The 13518-nt window shown below is 68.0% G+C and carries 13 protein-coding genes; 2 read left to right on the top strand and 11 right to left on the bottom strand.

Annotated features, from left to right (window positions below; translation table 11 throughout):
• Positions 1-40 precede the first annotated feature (40 nt).
• Both ABIS05_RS27790 and ABIS05_RS27785 read right to left on the bottom strand, forming a co-directional pair.
• A complete protein-coding gene (locus ABIS05_RS27790; RefSeq protein WP_348012752.1) occupies positions 41-373 on the bottom strand; it encodes a hypothetical protein in 333 nt (110 codons plus the stop codon).
• Positions 370-1803: a sodium:solute symporter gene (locus tag ABIS05_RS27785; RefSeq protein ID WP_348063379.1), complete on the bottom strand. Its 1434-nt coding sequence runs from the start codon at positions 1801-1803 to the stop codon at positions 370-372. Before ABIS05_RS27785 ends, ABIS05_RS27790 begins: the two co-directional genes overlap by 4 nt.
• A gap of 105 nt (positions 1804-1908) precedes the next feature.
• Here ABIS05_RS27785 and ABIS05_RS27780 point away from each other — a divergent pair, with 105 nt between their 5' ends.
• Both ABIS05_RS27780 and ABIS05_RS27775 read left to right on the top strand, forming a co-directional pair.
• A complete protein-coding gene (locus ABIS05_RS27780; protein WP_348012750.1) occupies positions 1909-4929 on the top strand; it encodes an ExeM/NucH family extracellular endonuclease in 3021 nt (1006 codons plus the stop codon).
• A 20-nt stretch (positions 4930-4949) separates the two neighbouring features.
• A complete protein-coding gene (locus tag ABIS05_RS27775) occupies positions 4950-5447 on the top strand; it encodes a PEP-CTERM sorting domain-containing protein (protein ID WP_348012749.1) in 498 nt (165 codons plus the stop codon).
• Between the two features lie 47 nt (positions 5448-5494).
• Here ABIS05_RS27775 and ruvC read toward each other — a convergent pair whose 3' ends face one another.
• The 9 genes from ruvC to ABIS05_RS27730 all read right to left on the bottom strand — a co-directional run bounded on the left by ruvC (position 5495) and on the right by ABIS05_RS27730 (position 13301).
• A complete protein-coding gene (gene ruvC / locus ABIS05_RS27770; RefSeq protein WP_348012748.1) occupies positions 5495-6043 on the bottom strand; it encodes a crossover junction endodeoxyribonuclease RuvC in 549 nt (182 codons plus the stop codon).
• Between the two features lie 167 nt (positions 6044-6210).
• Entirely contained in the window at positions 6211-7194 is a 984-nt protein-coding gene (locus tag ABIS05_RS27765) for a phosphatidate cytidylyltransferase (RefSeq protein ID WP_348012747.1), read from the bottom strand.
• Complete coding sequence (locus tag ABIS05_RS27760) at positions 7194-7844, bottom strand: lysophospholipid acyltransferase family protein (protein ID WP_348012746.1); 651 nt, start codon at positions 7842-7844, stop codon at positions 7194-7196. Before ABIS05_RS27760 ends, ABIS05_RS27765 begins: the two co-directional genes overlap by 1 nt.
• Positions 7845-8009: 165 nt before the next feature.
• The gene (locus ABIS05_RS27755; RefSeq protein WP_348012745.1) at positions 8010-8921 is read right to left on the bottom strand and encodes a tetratricopeptide repeat protein; all 912 of its coding nucleotides are present in this window, start codon (positions 8919-8921) and stop codon (positions 8010-8012) included.
• Between the two features lie 108 nt (positions 8922-9029).
• On the bottom strand, positions 9030-9419 hold the full coding sequence (locus tag ABIS05_RS27750; protein ID WP_348012744.1) for a GFA family protein: 390 nt from the start codon (positions 9417-9419) through the stop codon (positions 9030-9032).
• A 16-nt stretch (positions 9420-9435) separates the two neighbouring features.
• Positions 9436-9951 (bottom strand): hypothetical protein, encoded by a 516-nt coding sequence (locus tag ABIS05_RS27745; RefSeq protein ID WP_348012743.1) that lies wholly within the window; start codon positions 9949-9951, stop codon positions 9436-9438.
• A gap of 19 nt (positions 9952-9970) precedes the next feature.
• Entirely contained in the window at positions 9971-10282 is a 312-nt protein-coding gene (locus tag ABIS05_RS27740) for an antibiotic biosynthesis monooxygenase (RefSeq protein ID WP_348012742.1), read from the bottom strand.
• Positions 10279-11892, bottom strand: a complete 1614-nt coding sequence (locus ABIS05_RS27735; protein ID WP_348012741.1) for a GMC family oxidoreductase N-terminal domain-containing protein — start codon at positions 11890-11892, stop codon at positions 10279-10281. The genes ABIS05_RS27740 and ABIS05_RS27735 overlap by 4 nt, the downstream gene beginning before the upstream one ends.
• Positions 11892-13301 carry a coniferyl aldehyde dehydrogenase gene (locus ABIS05_RS27730; protein WP_348012740.1) on the bottom strand — a complete coding sequence of 470 codons (1410 nt, stop codon included), beginning with the start codon at positions 13299-13301 and terminating at the stop codon, positions 11892-11894. The genes ABIS05_RS27735 and ABIS05_RS27730 overlap by 1 nt, the downstream gene beginning before the upstream one ends.
• Between the last annotated feature and the right edge of the window lie 217 nt (positions 13302-13518).

Here is a 13518-nt window from a genome sequence, read left to right as displayed (position 1 = left end):
GTCGCCGGGGCGGCGAACAGCCGTTTGCGAACGTCGGTCGCTAGAAAATCGACCAGCCGTTGGACGAGATCAGGTGGCCAAGGCCCAGGACGGCACCCAGCGCGACCAACATCCCCGCGAGCGCAACCAGCACACGAAGCCAGGAAAACTGCCGATGCTTGGTGCGGCGCTCAACGAATTGGCTGACGGGGTTGCGAAAGAGGACCTCACCAAGAAACTCACCGGCAAGCGTGATCGGGATGACCAGCACGAACATCAGGAGCCATCCGAGCCACGACGTGGGCAGGGCGGGAAACGACTGGATCAAGCTCAAACCACCCAGCAGACAAGACAGCAGGACGTAGGCCAGAACGAATTTCAACGCCGATTTCATGAAATGCTCTCGTCTGCCGTTTGGGCCTGCGCTGCACGCTGTTGTCCCGTTAGCAAGAGACCCACCCAGGTTAGCAGCCCATTGAGCAACAGCAGCTCCAACCCGATCCGATACCCACCCCACGGCTGCCCGAAATCCAGCACCGCGCACAGCAGCGGCGCCGCCACGCACACGGTCACCAGCGCACGACCTGACACCGCCCTTGGCGTGAACATCGCAAACGCAAACAGCCCCAGCAGCGGCCCGTAGGTATAGCCCGCGAGCTTCAGGATCAGATAGATCATGCTGGCGCTGTCCAGCGCCTTGAAGCCCAGCACGAGCACGAGAAACAGCACGGCAAAGCCGAGGTGAACGCGGCGGCGGGTGCGCACGTCCTCACGCGGCACACGCAGCAGGTCCAGGCAAGTGCTCGCCGTCAACGCCGTCAGCGCGCCGTCCGCGCTGGGCAAGAGCGCCGACACCAGCGCCAGCACGAACACGGCCTGCACCCACGCCGGCAGGTGCTGCATGACGACGGTCGGGAACAGCGCGTCGCCCTTGACCGCCAGGCCGTGCTCCTGCGCGAACAGCGTCAGCAGCCCGCCCAGCAGCAGGAAGGCCGCGACGACGACGAGCATCAGCACGGCCAGCACGAGCAGGTTCTTCTGCGCATCGCGCAGCTTCGCCACCGAGAGGCTTTTCTGCATCATTTCCTGGTCCAGCCCCGTCATCGCGATGGCAATGGACATGCCGGCGAGCAGCGCCTTGGCGGAGAAGTCGCGGCTCAACGGGTCGCCCACCCAGACGCGGCTCAGGCCCGCCGCGTCGAGCTGCGCGAACGCATCCGGCCGCCACAGCAGCGCCACGCAGACGACGAGGCCGGTCAGCATGCCGGCCGTCTGCAGCGTGTCCGTCCAGACCAGCGCCTTGACGCCGCCCTCCACGGTGTAGAGCAGGATCATCGCCAGCACGACGGCCGCGCCTACCGCAAAAGGCACGCCGAGCGGCTGCAGGATCAGCGTGTGCAGCACCGCCACGACAAGGTAGAGCCGCGCCGTGGCACCCAAGGTGCGGCTCAGCACGAAGTAGGCCGAGCCCAGCCGCTGCGCCGCCGGCCCCAGGCGCTCGCCGAGCAAGCCGTAGATGGAGGCAAGCTTCAGCCGGTGATAGGCCGGCAGCAGCACGCAGGCGATGACGGCGTAGCCCGCGACCTGGCCCAGCGCAATCTGCAAATAGGTGAAGCCGCTGGCGGCCACCGCGCCCGGCACGCTGATGAAGGTGACGCCTGACAGCGACGTGCCGACCATTCCGAAGGCGACGACCGGCCAGGGACTTTCCCTGCCCCCCACATAAAAACCCTCAGCGCCAGAACCGTGCGCCACGCACCGCGCCAGTACCAGTAGCCCGGCGAAGTAAGTGAGAACCCCGATCAAAAGTAGTGCGGGCGACATGGCGCAACAGTGTCTCCGAGGGCACCCCCCTCAAACGTGGTGGATCGAATCGTCACGAAGCCTCAATAGGATGCGCCCCGTTCCGGCAATTTTTACTAAATAGTCATGCAACTCAAACCCCTGGCTTTCCTCATTGCTGCGGCCTTCGCCGCGCCCGCCGCGCTGGCCTCGACCAGCGGGGTCGTGATCAGCCAGGTGTATGGGGGCGGCGGCAATTCCGGCGCGACCTACAGGCAGGACTTCATCGAACTGTTCAACGCTGGCGCGACACCGGTCGCGATCGGCGGCTGGTCGGTGCAGTACGCGTCGGCCACGGGCACGAGCTGGCAGGCGACGGCCATCCCGGCCGGCGTGACGCTGCAGCCGGGCCAGTACTACCTGGTGCGCGAATTGACCGGTGCGGGCGGCACGGTCGACGTGCTGGGCGACATCGCCGGCACGATCGCCCTGTCTGGCACGGCGGGCAAGTCGGCTCTCGTGAGGAGCACCACGACGCTGACGGGCGCCGCACCGACGGGCTATGAGGACCTGATCTCCTGGGGCCCGACAGGCACCGGCGCGGAAGGCAGCGGCCCGGCGCCCGTCCTGACCAATACAACCGCCAACCTGCGTGCGGCCAACGGCTGCACCGACACCGACAACAACGCGACCGACTTCGCTACCGGCGCGCCCGCCCCGCGCAACACCGCCAGCCCGCTGAACGTCTGCGGTGGCGGCAACGTCAACCAGCCCATCATCCCCAGCTGCCCCGACCAGGCCGCGGTGTCCGGCACCGCCTCGAGCTTCGTCGTCAGCGCGACCGACAGCGATAGCCGCGTCAACGCAGCCGGCGTCGTCGGCACCCTGCCTGCGGGCGTGAGCCTGGGCAGCTTCGTCGGTGCCAGCGCCCACGGCGTGGCCGCGACCCAGCAGCTCAATGTCGACAACACCCTGGCGACCGGCAACTACAACCTCGGCCTGAAGTGGGACAACGACCAAGCCCAGACCGCCAGCTGCACGTTCAAGCTGTCGGTCGGCGGCACGGTCACCATCCCGGCCATCCAGGGCTCGGGCGCCAAGAGCCTGATGGACGGCAACACCATCACCACCAGCGGCATCGTCACCAAACTGCTGAACAACGGCTTCTACCTGCAGGACCCAGACGGCGACAACGACACCACCACCTCCGACGGCATCTTCGTCTTCACGAGCACGGTGCCGACGGTGGCCGTCGGAGACAAGGTCAGCGTGACGGCCAAGGTGCAGGAGTACTCGGTGTCCACGAGCGCGGCCAGCCAGGCCAGCCCGCTGACCGAACTGAGCAGCGTCACCAACGTCACCATCGTCAGCAGCAACAACCAGCTGCCGCAGCCGGTCGAGGTGAGCCTCGCCGCGCTGACCGGCCAGGCCGACATGGAACGCTACGAGGGCATGCTGGTCCGCATCATCGACCCGCTGACCGTCAACCAGACCAACTTCGTCGGCAGCTACGGCCAGCTGACGGTGTCCGCCGGCGGCCGCACGCTGACGCCCACCAACGTGCTGCGCCCGGGTGCCGATGCGCAGGTCCTGCTGGCCGCCAACCTGGCCCGCAGCGTCCTGCTGGACGACGGCAGCTCCCTCAAGTTCCCCAACCCGACGCCCTACCTCTGGCAGGACAGCACGGTGCGTGGCGGTGACACGCTGGAAGGCGTGATCGGTGTCGTTGACTTCGGGCCGACAACCGATTCCGCAAGCGGCCCGCTGTCGTACAAGATCCACCCGACCGCAGCCCCCGTGTTCGCCCGCACTATCGCCCGCCCCACCGCACCGCCGGCCGTGGGCGGCAACATCCGCGTGGCCAGCTCCAACGTGCTGAACTTCTTCACGACGTTCACCGACGGTACCTCGGTGCCCGGTGGCGGCGCCTGCCCGAGCGCCGGCTGCCGTGGCGCGGATAACCTGGCCGAGTTCAACCGCCAGCGCACCAAGATCGTCGCCGCGCTGGTCGGCCTCAACGCCGACGTTGTCGGCCTGATGGAGATCCAGAACAGCGGCAACTTCGCAGTGCAGAACCTGGTGGACGGCCTGAACGCCGTGCTGGGCGCCAACACCTACGCCGCAGTGCCCCTGCCGGCGAGCGGCACGGGCACGGACGCCATCCGCGTGGCGCTGATCTACAAGCCCGCCAAGCTGGCGCTGATGGGCGCATCGATGTCCGACCCCGCCAGCATCAACGACCGCCCCACCTTCGCGCAGGGCTTCCAGGCCCCCAACGGCGAGAAGTTCGCCGTCGTGGTGAACCACCTGAAGTCCAAGGGCAGTTGCGGCAGCGGCGTCAACGGCGACACCGGTGACCTGCAAGGCTGCTGGAACGCCAAGCGCGTACAGCAGGCCCAGCGCCTGCTGGCCTGGCTGCCCACGGTCAAGTCCACGGCCGGCACCGACGACGTCATCATGCTCGGCGACTTCAACTCCTACGCCAAGGAAGACCCGATCGAAACGCTGACGGCCGCCGGCATCGTCGACCTCGTCGCCAAGTTCGACCCGGCCGACTACAGCTACGTCTTCGACGCTGGCGCCGGCCGCCTGGATCACGGCCTGGGCACGCCAACCCTTGCGGCCAAGGTGACGGGTGCCACGAGCTGGCACATCAACGCCGACGAACCCGAGTGGATCGACTACAACACCAACGACAAGCAGGCCGGCAACGACTGGTACCAGCCCAACGCCTTCCGCGCGTCGGACCATGACCCGATGCTCATCGGCCTGAACCTGGTCAAGAGCGTCACCGGCACCGCCGGCCGCGACACCATCGTCGGCACGGCCGGTGACGACGTCATCGAAGGCGGTGCGGGCGCCGACACGCTGACGGGCGGTGGCGGCAACAACCAGTTCGTGTACAGCAAGATGTCGGACGCCGGTGACGTCATCACCGACTTCGTGCCGGGCAAGGACACGCTTGTACTGACCAAGCTGCTGGCCTCGCTGGGCATCGTGAGCGCCAACCCGCTGACCAGCGGCCATGTCACCTGCACGACCTTGGCGGCAGGCGCCGTCATCAACATTGACGCCGACGGCAGGACCGGCCCGCAACGCGCCCTTGCGCTGTTGCAGCTGAAGGGCGTGGCGTGCAGCGCCGTGACCGCCAGCATCTTCAAGTTCTGAACATCCAGAGGACAACAACCATGATCCGCAAAACCCTCCTCGCCGCTGTCCTCACCGGCTTTGCGTTGCAAGCCCAGGCCGCCACCGTCGCCGTCAATGTCAGCACCGACGAATTCACCGCCGGCCCGCTGGCCGGCCAGACGCTGACCGGCCAGCTCAACTACGACGACAGCACGCTCACGACGGTGACGGCCTGGCTGCCGCTGCTGAGCTTCAGCTTCACAGTGAACGGGCTGAGCTACACGCTGGCCGGCACGGAACTCGGCGACGCCGTCGTGACCTTCACGGCCGGCTCGCTGACGGGACTGGATGCGGCCCAGGCCAATCCGGCCACCTACGACTTCACCTTCTCCAGCGGCTTCGGTTCGCCCTACGTGTTCTATCAAAGCGGCAATGACACCGGCGATGCCGTCGTGAGCTTCGACGCAGTGGGCAACACCGTGCCCGAGCCCGCCAGCTATGCGCTGGTCGTGGCCGCGCTGGGCGGCGGCCTCTTCGCCCGCCGCCGCAAGGCCTGAGCGACCTGTCGCATCGCCAAACGGCTCGCTTAGGCGGGCCGTTTTTCTTAGTACGTCCGCCCGCCCTTGAACTGCGCGTGCTGGCGCCTCTGTAGCGTCGTGCTGCGCGCCATCGCCTCGAAACTCGTGCGCGCATGGGCATGCATGATGGCAATGCCCAGCGCGTCGGCTGCGTCCTTGCCCGGCAAGCCGGGCAGCGTCAGCAGGCGCTGCACCATGGCCTGGATCTGCTCCTTGGTGGCGTGGCCGTGGCCGACGATGGCCTTCTTCATCTGCAGCGCCGTGTACTCGCTGACGGGCAGGTCCGTAGACACCAGCGCCGTGATAGCCGCGCCGCGCGCCTGGCCCAGCAGCAGCGTGGACTGCGGGTTCACGTTGACGAAGACGATCTCCACCGCCGCGCACTGCGGCTGGTAGCGCGCCGTGACTTCGCGGATGCCGTCGAACAGGATCTTCAGCCGCGCCGGCAGGTCGCCGACGGCCACGGCATTCGTCTTGATGGTGCCGCTGGCCACGTAGGCCAGCCGCGGGCCGTCGGCGTCGATGACGCCGAAGCCCGTCGTCTGCAGGCCGGGATCAATGCCGAGAATTCTCATGTCAGATATCCATCACCTCGGTTTTCGGGCCGAGCGCCGGGCCGCTCCCAAGCCGGCCCGGCGGGCGATGTGCTTGCGGCTCGATGCCGCAAGCATCGCCGTCCCCCTGGGGGACCGACCGGGGTTGCCCGCGTACAGCGGGGCGAGGCTGGGCGAGGGGCGTCACCTCACCTCCCGAAGTACCAACGTGCCGAATGGAAGAACACCGGCGCCGCAAAGCACAGCACCGCGATGCGGTCCAGCAGGCCGACGGCGCCGGTGACGGAACTGCGGTTGCCCCAGTAGCGCACGCCTGCGTCCTTCTTCAGCGCCTTCATCACCAGGCCACCAAAACCCGCCGCAGCCGCCGTCAGGAAAGCCATCGCCAGCGCCTGCCCGACCTTGAACGGCGTGATCCAGAACAGTAGGCCGCCGGCGACTGAGCCGGTCAGCGTGCCTATCCACCAGGCGCGCATCGAGAAGCTGCGGCTGATGTGCCGCGCCACGGGCCGGCGGCGCAGCGTGCGGGTCGCGATCTCCTGGGCGATCTGCGAGGACGCCACCACCATGACGAGGAAGAACAGCAGGAAGGCGCCTCGGCCGGTGTAGCCGGGGAAGTCCAACAGCAGCAGCGCCGGTGCGTGCGACAGGCCGTAGACGCAGACCATGACGCCCCACTGGATCTTGGCGTTACGTTCGAGGAAGCGGTTGGGGTCGTCCGCCAGGGCGCTGACGATGGGCAGCACGAGGAAACCGTAGACGGGCAGAAAGACGGTGAACAGGTCGAAGAAGCGCGTGCCGCAGATCATGTACTGCACGGGCAGCAGCACGAAGAAGGCGACGATCAGCGTGCGGTGGTCGCTGCGCTGCGTGTGCATGAGGGTGATGAACTCGCGCAGCGCCAGGAAGGAGAACAGCGCGAACAGCAGCGTCGCGCCCAGCGGCCCCGAGATCCAGGCGACCCAGAAGATGCAGCCGCCCACCCAGGCGGCGCGCAGGTCGCGGCGCACGCGCTCCCAGGTCAGCTCGGAGGCACGGCGGGCCTCCTCATCCTCGCGCTCGCGCAGCGAGTTCAGGAACAGGCCGACCGTCAGCAGGATCAGGAAGCCGAACAGCACGACGAAGAGCAGGGCCACCTGCTCGCTGGCGTTGAGTTGCTTGAGCCAGCGCATCAGTCGGCCTCGGCGGGACGGCCGACCACGGTGAGGTCGGGTCGCTGCTCCATGACGGCCTCGCGGGCGCGGCACAGGAAGTCGGCCTTGCTCTCGCCCTGCTGCAACTGGATGGGTGCGCCGAACGTGACCATGCACAGGATGGGCACCGGCACGACCTCGCCCTTGGGCATGACGCGCTGCACGTTGTCTATCCAGGTGGGGATCAGCGGCACGTCAGGGAACTGCTGGGCCAGGTGGTAGATGCCGCTCTTGAACGCCTGCGGGTTGCCTTTGTTGGAGCGCGTGCCCTCGGGAAATATGACCAGCGAGTCACCATTGGCCAGTGCCTCGACGAGGGGCTCCAGCGGGTCCTCGTCGGGCGTGGCGCGCGAGCGGCTGACGTAGATGGCGTTGAAGACCTCGGTCGTCAGCCAGCGCTTGAAGGCGCTCTTGGTCCAGTAGTCGCGCGCGGCGATGGCGCGGGTCTGCGCGCGCAGTTCATGCGGGAAGGCGGCCCAGATCAGGACGAGATCGAAGTGACTCTGGTGGTTGGCGATGTAGATGCGCTGCTCGGCTTTTGGCGGGCAGCCCTTCCAGTGGCCTTGCGCGCCCGTGATGAGACGGGCGATGAAGGCAAGCAACTGGCCGGTAAAGGCGGCTGGCGTCATGCGGGTGATTATCGGGGCCCGAAACACATGAAACCTGCGGGCCGAGCGCCGGGCCGCTCCCAAGCCGGCCCGTCGTGGCGATGTGCTTGCCGGTCAATCCGTTGAGCATCGCCGCCCCCTTGGAGGGACCGGCCAACGTACTCGTTGGACGAGGGGCTTCCGTGACTACCAGTCGCCGCCACCGTCGCTGCTGCTGCCGAAGTCGCCGCCGCCGGCATCACCGCCGCCCCAGCCGTCACCGCTGCCGAAGTCGATGTCGCGACGGGTCAGCTCATCGGCAGCGCCACTGCCACCGTCGAAGCTGCCGGGGATCAGACCGCCGGCATGACTGCCCGCGTCGGCACTGTTCGGCAAATTGCCTTGGTCGTGGCCGCCATGCAGCAGGCGCTCGGCCAACATGCCGGCCGCGAGACCGCCGGCCACACCCAGACCGACGCCGAGCATGCCCGGCCCGCCGGACGAGGGCTGCTGCGGCATGCCGTAGCCACCTTGACCGAAGCCAGCCGGGCCTCCGCCGTAACCACCCCCCGCAAAGGCCGGTTGACTCTGAGCGGCGCTGCGGCGGCGCATGAAACGAGCGGCCAACCCGATGAAGAAGATGGCTCCGGCCACCAGCAGCCAGATGGGCACGCCGCCGAACGAACCTGCGCGTTCGACACGCTCGACGGGGGCATCCCGCAGAGCGGGCGGCACCGGCTCCAGCGCCGCAGGAACAGTGGCTTTCGCAGCCGCCGCCTGCTGGCGCTGCAAGGCCTGTTCGAAGGCGCTGAACTTGGCGGCATCGGCGAACTTGATGGCCGGGTCCAAAGCACGGGCACGGCGGGTGTGCTCGGCGGCCTCGTCGAACTGCTTCTGGTGGGCCAGCAGTTCGGCCAGCACGTAGTGCGCGCGGGCGCTGTCGGGCTTGGCAGTGACCACCTCGCGCATCATCTTCTCGGCCCTGGCGTAGTCACCGCTCTTGGCGGCAGCCTGCACCTGGTCGACCGTCGGCAAGGCCTGCGCCGCACCCATCCACAGCGTGGACAGCAGGGCCAAGCACAGCAGCAGCAATCGGGGGAACGTCAGGGGGAACTTCATCGCAACTCTCCTCAGGTCACTGCCCGTCCAGCGTGCGGCCGGGCGCATGACAGTTTGCGCTCCTGATCTGACGCCGAGGTGTCCGCCTTCAAGAGCCGGTGCGTAGGACTAGAACCAATAGTCCTTCACGCAGCGCCCGTCGCGCGGCAGGTCGTCGAAGGTATCGAAGCCGTCGAAGTGGTCAATGGGAATGGCCGCCACGGCCTCGGGTTCAGCCAGGCGCAGGTTGACCGCAATGCGCCGCCGGCCTAGCTCGTCGAGCCGCAAGCCGCGCCAATGCGTCACACAGGCGCAGGTCGGGCAGAAGTGGAATTCAAGCGCCGTGCCACGCGCATAGGCCTGCGTCGGGCCGGTCACATGAATGCCTTCGTCCACGTAGTCATAGGCCCACAGCGCGCCGAAGCGGCGGCAGGCGGTGCAGTTGCAGGCCGTGGCGCCCTCGGGCTGGCCGTCGAAACGCCAGCGGACGCTGCCACAAAGACAGGCACCTTCGATCATGGCAACTCCTCAAGTGTCACGGCATAGATGGGATCGATGTAGAGCCTGCCGCCGAACAGGAACTCCTTGTCGCCGACCTGCGCAAAGCCGAAGCGCCCGTAGAACTCGACGGCACGCACATTGCGGTCGTAGACGCCGAGCCACAGCGTGCACGCGCCACGGCGCCGCGCCTCGCGGCGTTCACCTCGGCCATCAGCCGCGCGCCCAGGCCCTGGCCGATGAAGCACAGGCCGAGGTAAAGGCGCCACAGCTGCAGCGGCTCGGGGCCCGTGACGCAGCCGGGTGCCGGCGCGGCGCGCAGTACGGCATAACCCGCCAACTGCTCGCCTACCCAGGCCAGCAGCGTCGTGCAGGCCGGGTCCCGGATGACACCGGCGACGACCTCGGGCGGGAAGTGCTCGGCGACGTAGTCGGCGATCTCCTGCGGGTCGTCCAGGCCCCGGTAGGTATCGGTGAAGGCCTGGGCCGCGAAGGCCGCCAGCGTGGCGGCGTCTTCAGGCTGGGCGGGGCGGATCAGGGGCGCGATCGACATGCACGCATGTTCGCATCGGTCAGCCGTCTTGCAATCCCGGGCCGGTGACGAGCTCATAGTGCAGCACCGTCGGGAAGGGGTCGTAGAAGTGGTGCAGCAGCTGGCGCCACCGCTGGTACCCGGCGGACTGGCGAAAGCCGATCTCGTGATCCTCGACGGTCCGCCAGCGCACCAGCAGCATGTAGTGGCCGGGCCGCTCCAGGCAGCGCTGCAGCTCGTGGCCGAGGTAGCCGGGCATGGCCGAGATGATCGCTTGCGCGCTGACGAACGCGGCTTCGAACTCGGCGCCCTGGCCGTCGCGAACCTGCAGCTGGGCGATCTCGAGAATCATGCGGCGCGCATCATCTGCGCGGCCTTCTCGCCGATCATCATCGCCGGCGCATTGGTGTTGCCGCTGATCAGCGTGGGCATGATGGATGCATCCACCACACGCAGGCCCTGCAGGCCATGCACGCGCAGTTCGGCGTCGACGACAGCCATGTCGTCCATGCCCATCTTGCAGGTGCCCACCGGGTGGTAGATGGTGTCCACGCGCTGGCGAAGCAGGGCTTCGATGTCGGCATCGGAGCCCGTCTCGGTGCTCCACAGTTCGCGGCTCCACTGCGCGCGCAGCGAGGGCTGCTGCAGCATCGAGCGCGTGAGCTTGAAGCCGACCACCATCTGCGCGAGGTCGTCGGGATGCTGGAAGAACGCGGGATCGATGTGCGGTGCGGTACTCGCGTCGCGGCCCCCCAGCGTCAACGTGCCGCGGCTGCGCGGGCGCAGAAGGCAGACGTGGCAGGACAGGCCCTGGCCCCAGCGCAGCTTGCGCGCGTGGTCCTCCACGGCGGCGACGACGAAGTGCAGTTGCACGTCGGGCCGCACCTGCGCCGCGCTCGTGCGCAGGAAGCCGCCGCCCTCGGCGAAATTGCTGGTCAGCATGCCGCGACGCTCGGCGCGGTAGCGTCGGATGGCGCGCCAGAACGCCAGTCCGCCGCGCAGCGACACGCCGAAGCTGTGTGGGCTGTCGGTGCGCATGCCGAACACGAAGTCGGGGTGGTCCTGCAGGTTGGCGCCCACGCCGGGCAGGTGGTGGAGCACGTCGATGCCCTGCGCCTGCAGCTGAGCCGCATTCCCCACGCCGGACAGCATCAACAGCTGCGGCGACTGGATGGCGCCGGCCGCCAGCACGACCTCTCGGCGGGCCTGCAGACGGCGCAGCACGCCGCCCACCTTGACCTCCACGCCCACGGCACGGCGGCCGTCGAACAGGATGCGCTGCACCTGGGCCCGCGTCGTCACGCGCAGGTTGGGCCGGCCCAGGTGCGGGCGCAGATAGGCGCGCGCCGCGTTGCAGCGCTCGCCGCCGTCCTGCGTCACCTGGTAGATGCCGACGCCTTCCTGCACGTCGCCGTTGAAGTCGGCGTTGATCGGGTGCCCCGCCTCGCGGCCGGCAGCCAGCCAGGCCTCCTGCAGCGGGTTGTCGGTGCGCAGCCGGCTGACCTTGAGCGGGCCCGCCTGCCCGTGCAGCGGCGCGCCGAAGCTGTCGTTGCACTCGCTCTTGATGAAATAGGGCAGGACGTCGCTCCAGCCCCAGCCGGGGTTGCCGAGCGCGGCCCAGTGGTCGTAGTCCTCGCGCTGGCCGCGCGTGTAGACCATCGCGTTGATGCCCGACGAGCCGCCCAGCATCTTGCCGCGCGGCACGTAGCCGCGGCGGCCGTTCAGGCCTGACTGCGGCACCGTCTCGAACGCCCAGTTGTGCAGCTTGCTGGGCACCATCAGCACCGCGGCCGTGGGCACGGTGCCGAGCCAGTTGTTCACGTCGGCGCCGGCCTCCAGCACCAGCACGCTTGTACCGGCGTCTTCGCTGAGCCGCCCGGCCAGCGCCGAGCCGGAGGAGCCGCCACCGATGACGATGACGTCGTGGGTTTCGTCGAAGCGGATCGTGTCGTTCACGGGCATCAGCCGATCCGCTTGAGCAGGGCCATCAGGCGCTCGAACGTCTTGCCATAGGGCGGCTGGAAGAGCTTGGTGCCGGCAAAGCGCGACTGGATGAACAGCGGCTTCTCCTTGCTGAAGGTGCGAAAGCCCCATTCGCCGTGGTACGAGCCCATGCCGCTAGCGCCGACGCCGCCGAAGGGCTGCTCCTCCTGGCCGAGGTGCCAGAGGCAGTCGTTGATGGTCACGCCGCCGGCATGGGTCTGCTGCATGACGTGGTCGCGCGCGGCGCTGTCGGAGCCGAACCAGTACAGCGCCAGCGGGCGCTCGCCGCGGTTGATGTGGGCCAACGCTTCGTCCACGCTGTCGTAGCCGACGATGGGCAGCAGCGGGCCGAAGATTTCTTCCTGCATAACGGTGGCCTCGGGCGGCACGTCGAGCAGCAACGCGGGCACCAGGCGGCGGTCTGTCGGTTGGTCGTCATGACTGCGCAGCACGCGCGCACCGCGCTCGGCGGCATCGGCAATCAGGCCTTGCAGCCGCGCGTGATGGCGCGGTGTGGCGATGCTGGTGTAGTCCGCATTGCCGGCAATGCGCGGGTACATGCGGCGCATCTCGGCAAGGATCTGCTGGCTCAGCGGCTCGACCAGCTCGCGCGGCACGAGCAGATAGTCGGGCGCCACACAGGTCTGGCCGGCGTTGAAGAGCTTGCCGAATGCCAGGCGCGAGGCGGTGAGCGTGAGGTCGCAACTGCGGTCGACGACGGCGGGCGACTTGCCGCCCAGTTCGAGCGTTACGGGCGTCAGGTTCTTCGCTGCGGCTTGCGCCACGTGGCGCCCGACGGCGGTGGAGCCGGTGAAGAAGAGATGGTCGAACGGAAGCGCGGTGAAAGCCTTGCCGACCTCGGCGTCGCCCGTGATGACCTGCATCTCCTCGGGCGCGAAGTGTTCGGCCACGATGCGCGCCATCAGCTCACTGGTGGCGGGCGTCAGCTCCGACGGCTTGATCAGCACGCGGTTGCCGGCGGCCAGCGCGGCGATGGCGGGCTCCATGGCGAGGTAGTAGGGGTAGTTCCAGGGCGAGACGATGCCGACGACGCCGAGCGGTTGGCGCATCAACACATTGCGGCCGGGCAGGAAGTGCAGCGGCGTGGCGACGCGGCGGGCCTTCATCCAGCCGCGCAGGTGCTTCAGCGCATGCCGCGCGCCGGACTCGACGGTGAAGATGTCGGCAAGCAGCGACTCCTGGCGCGCGCGGTGGCCAAAGTCCTGCGCCATCGCGGCGGCGAGAGCTTCGCCATGCTGGCGTGTCATGGCCAGCAGCCGCTCCAGGCGGTCACGGCGCGCTTCGTAGCTGGGCATGCGCTCAGCGTCAAAGGCGCGGCGCTGGCTCAGCAGCGCCAGATGCAGTCGTTCCTGCAGCGCGATGTCCATGGCTTGTCTCCGGCTCTTTTCTGAAAGACGGAGGCTAACCCCAAGCCCGCCCCCAACCATCGGGGCGGGCCCTGGACTAGAGGCGTACGTCTAAGAGGTTATCCGTAAATAGTAAACTCTCGTCCCGAACCGCCATTCACGCGGTGGTTGGGTTAAGGCATGGCGACACGCAAGAGAGTTGAGTCGTGGGTGGTGACCGATGATTTCTGGCAACGCG

It is taken from the genome of Roseateles sp., from assembly GCF_039929605.1.
GTDB lineage: Bacteria > Pseudomonadota > Gammaproteobacteria > Burkholderiales > Burkholderiaceae_C > Pelomonas.
This window is presented reverse-complemented; position numbering and strand designations above follow the sequence as displayed.

Bases quoted from the DNA above. Each gene is read 5' to 3' on its own strand.
- ABIS05_RS27735 (WP_348012741.1), bottom strand. From the start codon at position 11,892: ATGCCCGTGAACGACACGATCCGCTTCGACGAAACCCACGACGTCATC.
- ruvC (WP_348012748.1), bottom strand. From the start codon at position 6,043: ATGAGAATTCTCGGCATTGATCCCGGCCTGCAGACGACGGGCTTCGGC.
- ABIS05_RS27785 (WP_348063379.1), bottom strand. From the start codon at position 1,803: ATGTCGCCCGCACTACTTTTGATCGGGGTTCTCACTTACTTCGCCGGG.
- ABIS05_RS27790 (WP_348012752.1), bottom strand. From the start codon at position 373: ATGAAATCGGCGTTGAAATTCGTTCTGGCCTACGTCCTGCTGTCTTGT.
- ABIS05_RS27745 (WP_348012743.1), bottom strand. From the start codon at position 9,951: ATGTCGATCGCGCCCCTGATCCGCCCCGCCCAGCCTGAAGACGCCGCC.
- ABIS05_RS27775 (WP_348012749.1), top strand. From the start codon at position 4,950: ATGATCCGCAAAACCCTCCTCGCCGCTGTCCTCACCGGCTTTGCGTTG.
- ABIS05_RS27750 (WP_348012744.1), bottom strand. From the start codon at position 9,419: ATGATCGAAGGTGCCTGTCTTTGTGGCAGCGTCCGCTGGCGTTTCGAC.
- ABIS05_RS27780 (WP_348012750.1), top strand. From the start codon at position 1,909: ATGCAACTCAAACCCCTGGCTTTCCTCATTGCTGCGGCCTTCGCCGCG.
- ABIS05_RS27765 (WP_348012747.1), bottom strand. From the start codon at position 7,194: ATGCGCTGGCTCAAGCAACTCAACGCCAGCGAGCAGGTGGCCCTGCTC.
- ABIS05_RS27760 (WP_348012746.1), bottom strand. From the start codon at position 7,844: ATGACGCCAGCCGCCTTTACCGGCCAGTTGCTTGCCTTCATCGCCCGT.
- ABIS05_RS27740 (WP_348012742.1), bottom strand. From the start codon at position 10,282: ATGATTCTCGAGATCGCCCAGCTGCAGGTTCGCGACGGCCAGGGCGCC.
- ABIS05_RS27730 (WP_348012740.1), bottom strand. From the start codon at position 13,301: ATGGACATCGCGCTGCAGGAACGACTGCATCTGGCGCTGCTGAGCCAG.
- ABIS05_RS27755 (WP_348012745.1), bottom strand. From the start codon at position 8,921: ATGAAGTTCCCCCTGACGTTCCCCCGATTGCTGCTGCTGTGCTTGGCC.